This window comes from uncultured Maritalea sp. (assembly GCF_937139385.1).
GTDB lineage: Bacteria > Pseudomonadota > Alphaproteobacteria > Rhizobiales > Devosiaceae > Maritalea > Maritalea porphyrae_A.
Map to the genome: position 1 here is coordinate 1 of NZ_CAKZPW010000422.1, position 6,161 is coordinate 6,161.

Consider the following 6,161-nt stretch of genomic DNA (forward strand, 5'->3'; position numbering starts at 1 on the left):
TGTTCAAAGAAGTGTTCGGCAAATTTACCTTTGCACCAACCGCAGATTTCTCCCTTTTGCGCAAAGCCGCAGATTTAGCCGACGAGAAAAACATGACGTGGCACGCCGGTGGCATTGTTTCAGGCGATAGTTTTTATCAACCCCTAGGGTTAGACGCCTATAAACCCCTCACCGCACACGGCATTTTGGCCGTTGAAATGGAAGCGGCAGTCCTTTACACCATCGCGGCACAAAAAAACTGCAAAGCCTTGGCCATTTGCACCATTTCAGATTGCCTAATCACAGGCGACGAAATCGATGCAGACCAGCGCCAAACATCTTTGACCGACATGGCACAATTATCACTGGAATTGGCGGCGTCTATATAGTTCCCGCAATTGTTGCGCCTATTCTCTTCGCCTAGCCTGACAACAAAATAACAAGGAGTGATTCTGTGCAGTGTTTGGTTGTTGGGGGCACAGGTTTTCTCGGTGGGGCGATTGTTGATCGCCTGGCCATGGCCGGTCACTTTGTCGATGTGCTTTCACGTGGTAATACCCAGCGCACCTGCCCAGATAATGTCCGTTTTGTTCAAGCAGACCGCCACAGCGACCTCTCAGAGATCAAAAGCAAACAGTATGACTGGGTTTTTGATACCTGCGCTTTTTCACCTGACGCTGTGGATAGATTGCTCGACGCTGTGGGGGAAGATATCAAACGCTACATCTTTATCTCATCACTCTCAGTTTACGCGAATTACGAGACCCAAGGCCTCACGGAGGAGCATCCTTGCCCCACTGCAACTGACCAAGAACTGGCAGCTATTCAAGATATCCCAGCCGACAAAAAGGGCAGCGCCCCCGCCTATGGCAGCGCTTATGGGCCACTCAAACGATCATGTGAAATAGCGGCAGAAAAACGACTAGCGGACCGATCGACGAATTTGCGGGTCGGCTTGCTTGTTGGGGCGGGAGACTACACCGACAGACTTGGCTATTGGGTGCGCAGAATTGATGAAGCCCATGGCAACAGAAAAAGAATGATTGCGCCTGCTCCAAAAAACAGACTTGTGCAAATGATTGATGTACATGACATCGCAGATTTTGCACTGCTTTGCGCGGCCAATGGGTTTGGGGGTAACTTCAACATCACCAGCTCGCCCATGCGGTTTGCGGATTTGTTGCAAGTAATCGCTACTAAAACCGGCTCACAACCAGAAATCAATTGGGTCACCAATAGCGAGATTGTTGCGGCAAACATTTCGCCATGGACTAACGTTCCAATGATGCCCCCAGATTCACCCCAATTTAAACATTTCTTCGAAGTTGATACATCAAAAGCAATCAAAGCGGGCCTTAGGTGTCGCCCCTTACCCGAAACGCTTCTGCCGTTGATTAATTGGGATCGAACACGTAGAGAAATCAATCTCAAATGCGGTTTAACGCAGGCGATGGAAGACAAACTTCTACCAACCTAAACGCACATAAGTCTGATCTTGTGGGCACACCGGAGCCGATTGAATGTCTCTAGCCGACCATCTTGCAAGTGCCCTAAAGCGCCATGACGAAAAGCCGAACGTTGAATTGGCTCAAAGGCTCGCCAAACAGGCGGAGGTGAGCAGCGAGGTTCTTGAACTGCTCGCAATTGTCAAAAATGGCGAAAAGGCACAAGCACATGACGCTATCAAAGTGTTATATGAATTGGCCGCGCTGCGTCCTGGGGCCTTTGGGGACAAAATTGGATTTGTGTTCGACCTGTTGGGCACTAAAGACAACCGCATTTTATGGGGCGCCCTGACCCTATTGGCAAATACGTGCAAATTGGATCATGGCGCAACCTTTGAGCACTTGCCCCAAATTTTGGACGCCTCAGCGCGCGGATCTGTTATCGCCAAAGACGCCACCTGTGAGATATTGTTAGAACTAGCGGCCAGCTCCGCCCATCAAAATCAGGTGCACCCGCATCTCATTAATTTCTTGAGCGCGGCGGCCCCAAATCAACTGCCCATGTATGCGGAAAACGCTGCAAAAAGGTTCATCAATACCGAGAACGTTGAGCTGGTGCACACGCTCTTTGCGCGCCTTGAAGAAATGCCGACCGCAGCAAAACGTGCGCGGTTAGAAAAGGCAATCGCTAAGCTTTCACTGCCCCCAAAACCGCTTTCGCTCGCCTAATTGCGAAGTTCGCCCTTTTTTTGTCGCGATTAAATCTCTTAATGCTTGGCAACAGCCTTAAGGGGAATTGCGATCCATGCTCGACAACAATAATGCTGCGCGTCTGCGCGAAGGGGTGAAAAGCCTTGAAACCATGACCCGCTTTGCGTTGGCCGTTTTGGCGTTGGCCAGCGGGGTCTATACCTATTTGGGCGTGCGCAGTTTGCTTGATGGGTCCGCAGACATGGTTTTTGCCGCCGCCATCATCTATTCGGTTGCCGTTTCCGTGGGCATTTATGCCTTTTGGACCTATATGATGAAATTCTTGCCCCTAATGCGCGACAACGCGCGGCGCGGCGCATTGATCGCTGTTATGGGGTTGGGCAGCTTGATGATCGTTGCTATGTCCTCTTGGCTCAACGCCGCAGCCCTTGCAGGGTCGGCAGCGCTTGAGCAGCATTTAGCGGTGACCCTTGAAGATTATGTTGCGGATTTGGATGCGGCCCACGGCAATGCGCTTTCCGCACAAAGCCTTTTGCCCGACGTACAACGTGCCTCGGTGCGCTTTTCACGGCTGGCAGACGACGAACGTCGTTCCGGTGCCCTCACCGGCACCTCGGGGTCTGGATCTGTGGTGCAATTGCTGACCCAAATGTCTGCCCAATTGGACGAATTGGGCAACACAATTACCGCCTCGCGCGGCACTGTGACGGAGCAATTTGAAAAAGGCTCAACCCACCTTGCCAACATGCGCGCCCTTGTATCGGGCGAAGGGGCAGTGCAACCGCGTGCGGACAAATTTGCCGCCGAAGCCGTAGCGCTGACGGGCGTGATCGCATCCCTGCAGGAAACCTCCATCGCCTCCTCGGTTAGTCGCGCAGCGGACGACCTGTCGCTCGGCTTCATCGCCCCGGTGGCTGATGGCCGATCAGACGAACTGGTCGCCCGCCAAGACGAAGTGATGCAGTCGGTCATGGGGGCCGTCCAAGCCCAATCCACCGCCCTTAAAACCGCCGCCGACAAAATCTTAGGCGAACCAAAAGTACAACCACGTCGATTTGTGCCTTTGTCCTCCGCAGAAGCGGTATTGCTGTACGCGCGCGACTTCTTGCCAAGCTGGGCCGGGGCCATTTCAATCGATTTGCTCCCCATGGTCTTGGTTTTAATCTTAGCTGTTGTTTATTCGGCCAGTCGACGCGAAGCCAGAACGCTTGATGCGGCAGACAAAATTACAGCCGCTGAAATGATGCGCGCGGTTAGCCTGTTCAATGAAATGAACGCAAACCGCGAGGCAGAAGTTGCCAAACAAGCACCACAGGAAAAAGAGCAAAGTAAAGAGCCAACGCCTCAAACCAAAACAGACGACCCCAATGTCACCTCGATTGAAACTGCAAAACGCCACGACGCTAAACCCACATGAGTGACGCACAAATGGCACCGCCAAAACGCTCACGCCTTGGTTGGCCAAGCGATGCTAATCTCATTAGAGGCATTTTCTTTGCCCTACTCGCTGGCGCGGGGACCTTGCTCTATTTGGACTTCATGTCATTGAACGAGCAAACAGCCGCTCAGCCCTTGCAATTTGAAAGACCAATATTACCAGCAGTTGAGCGCCCAGAATTTGATCCCAACGCACCGCGCTATGATCCAAGTGAACAAGTTACCGTACAGGCTGAGGTTCTTTCCGCGCCAATGGTCGCCACACTGGCGCAAAACGGCGTTATGCTGTTGTCAGGTTATATTGATCCAAATGCCGCGCCACGCATAATTGAAGAATTAGACCGCACCAAAGAATACATCAAAACCGTGCAAATAAACTCGCCCGGCGGCTCAGTTAATGATGCACTTGAAATTTCAGCCCATATCCGCAAACTCGGTTTTTCGACCACCATTGAGGATGGAGGCTATTGTGCATCGTCCTGCCCAATTTTGTTCGCCGGGGGAACAGCACGTCTGGCCGGCAAAACAGCAACGATCGGCTTGCATCAAATCTATGGCGCAACGCCTCAAACAACAGCCCCACAAGCCATGTCCGACGCCCAAACCACGACAGCACGCATCACCCAGCATTTGGATGAAATGGGTGTTGATCCAAAGATCTGGATCCACGCGCTGCAAACGCCCCCAAACAAACTCTATTATTTAACCAACCAAGAAATGAAACAATTCAAATTGGCCACCAAAATTCGCTAAATGCTACTATGTGGCCCGATGCCGAAAAAACATGGCCAACCACAGCAACGCGGCAAACAGAACAGCACGTTCGGCAGCGCCAGCAAATTGGGGCATTAAAAAAACGAAAGGCACTAAACCTGCCAACAAGGCCACAACCACTATCGACCCTATGCGGCATGACTTATCTTGGGTGACATAGGCGCGCCAACTGATCCCAACAACCAGCGCTATTGCCGCGAACAAAAAGAAAAAACCGTGCCAATGAGCGAGGGGAGCGGCAAAAAATTGGGTTGTATCGATCGAGCGTTGATTAAATGACCCCGCCCCGATCATGCAAACGCCAAAGACCATAAAAGCATAGTAGTCACGACGATGTTTAGCCGTCAGTTGTAACGCATCAAAAAAAACGCCAAAGCCAAGGCTGATAAAACCAACCCGCATGATCCATGCATTCGGCATTTGTTGGCCGGCAAGCTCACCCGTTGTATGTCGCACCCAGTTGTAATCGGAATGCGTAAAAAAGGGTGCAATCAACGCCGCAACAACGAAAATGCATATCCCAAATAGGCTCCAGCTTCGGCCGATTTGCACCATCCGCTAGCCCCCTTAAGACAACGCCAAAACCGGCATTGCTTAACCAAGGAGTTCATATTCAAATGTGTGAATTGTCAAGTGCACCCAACGGTTATCCGACCATATCCTTTGTTACTGACGCACAAGTTCAATAACATCGTGAACGGACTCAAACTGCGGGGCAGGCAATTCTAGCAATATCGAGGTAGGTTTGCCCAAAGCTTCAAACAAGCAACCCACTTGATCGTGCTCGCCATCTACCCCATAGGCTCTAGGTTCTTCATAGCCATAGTGTGACGCCCCTTTGTAGGCAACGCCAGTTTCTTGCATATGGAGAGTGCCGACAAATCGTTGCGAACCTGAAAGCTTTTCAAGTCGCAATTGATCGCCCGCCTGACTGATACGACAATCAAAAAACTTGTAACTCACCAAGGCAGAAATGCCGCCCAACTTTATAGTGCGGCATTTGTAGTTGCCTGTTGGGACCACTTTGGGAGCACCGATCCCCATGCTATATAGTTCTTTGACGATGGCGCGATCAGAAGCGTTTTCGCCCAACATGGCCTCGGCCAAGCCCTTTATCCGCGATTGATCAATTGTATGAAGACGAGAAAAATCACGAGAGGACAAATCAAGCCCATCAGGCACACAAGAACCCGCGTAGGCCGTGGAGCAAACCAAGGCGAAAATTGTTGAAAGAACCAGTTTCGCCTTGATCATATTCTAACTCCTAAAGATCGCGCACATCCACAAAGTGGCCCGCGATTGCCGCCGCAGCCGCCATGGCTGGGCTAACCAAATGGGTCCGGCCTTTAAAGCCTTGTCGACCCTCAAAATTTCGGTTTGAGGTTGAAGCACAGCGTTCTTCCGGCTTCAACTTGTCGGCGTTCATCGCCAAACACATGGAGCAACCCGGCTCTCGCCATTCACAACCCGCATCCAAGAAGATCTGATCAAGCCCTTCAGCTTCGGCTTGCTCTTTAACCAAACCAGACCCCGGCACAATCATAGCGCTCACGGTTGGGGCAATCTTTTTGCCTTTTAACACTGCAGCTGCAGCGCGGAAGTCTTCGATCCGCCCGTTGGTGCACGAGCCAATAAACACGCGATCGATTGTAATATCAGTGATCTTTGTGCCTGGCTTTAGCCCCATATAATCAAGCGCACGCTGTTTCGACGAACGCTTGGTTTCATCGTCGATATCCGCTGGGTCTGGCACACTTCCGGTGACCGAAACAACGTCTTCCGGCGACGATCCCCACGATACAATCGGTGGAAGAT

The 6,161-nt window shown here is 51.5% G+C and carries 7 protein-coding genes and 1 pseudogene; 5 read left to right on the forward strand and 3 right to left on the reverse strand.

The features are described from left to right. From Q0231_RS16610 to Q0231_RS16630, 5 genes and pseudogenes are all read left to right on the forward strand, one after another. Positions 1-368 (forward strand): annotated as a pseudogene (locus Q0231_RS16610) (purine-nucleoside phosphorylase); the annotation flags it as partial. 65 nt (positions 369-433) lie between these two features. Then, entirely contained in the window at positions 434-1,456 is a 1,023-nt protein-coding gene (locus Q0231_RS16615; RefSeq protein ID WP_269393559.1) for an NAD-dependent epimerase/dehydratase family protein, read from the forward strand. A gap of 43 nt (positions 1,457-1,499) precedes the next feature. Continuing rightward, complete coding sequence (locus tag Q0231_RS16620) at positions 1,500-2,153, forward strand: hypothetical protein (RefSeq protein WP_269393558.1); 654 nt, start codon at positions 1,500-1,502, stop codon at positions 2,151-2,153. Positions 2,154-2,229: 76 nt separating this feature from the next. Further along, the gene (locus Q0231_RS16625; RefSeq protein WP_269393557.1) at positions 2,230-3,552 is read left to right on the forward strand and encodes a hypothetical protein; all 1,323 of its coding nucleotides are present in this window, start codon (positions 2,230-2,232) and stop codon (positions 3,550-3,552) included. Further along, the gene (locus Q0231_RS16630; protein WP_269393556.1) at positions 3,549-4,325 is read left to right on the forward strand and encodes an ATP-dependent Clp protease proteolytic subunit; all 777 of its coding nucleotides are present in this window, start codon (positions 3,549-3,551) and stop codon (positions 4,323-4,325) included. Before Q0231_RS16625 ends, Q0231_RS16630 begins: the two co-directional genes overlap by 4 nt. Before the next feature lie 6 nt (positions 4,326-4,331). Here the strand turns inward: Q0231_RS16630 and Q0231_RS16635 are convergent, their stop codons facing one another. From Q0231_RS16635 to Q0231_RS16645, 3 genes are all read right to left on the reverse strand, one after another. After that, on the reverse strand, positions 4,332-4,901 hold the full coding sequence (locus Q0231_RS16635) for a DUF998 domain-containing protein (protein WP_269393555.1): 570 nt from the start codon (positions 4,899-4,901) through the stop codon (positions 4,332-4,334). Positions 4,902-5,012: 111 nt separating this feature from the next. Continuing rightward, complete coding sequence (locus Q0231_RS16640; RefSeq protein WP_269393554.1) at positions 5,013-5,600, reverse strand: DUF4893 domain-containing protein; 588 nt, start codon at positions 5,598-5,600, stop codon at positions 5,013-5,015. 10 nt (positions 5,601-5,610) lie between these two features. Next, positions 5,611-6,161 (reverse strand): aconitase family protein (locus Q0231_RS16645; RefSeq protein WP_299349383.1); only part of this gene is annotated, 551 nt, incomplete at its 5' end.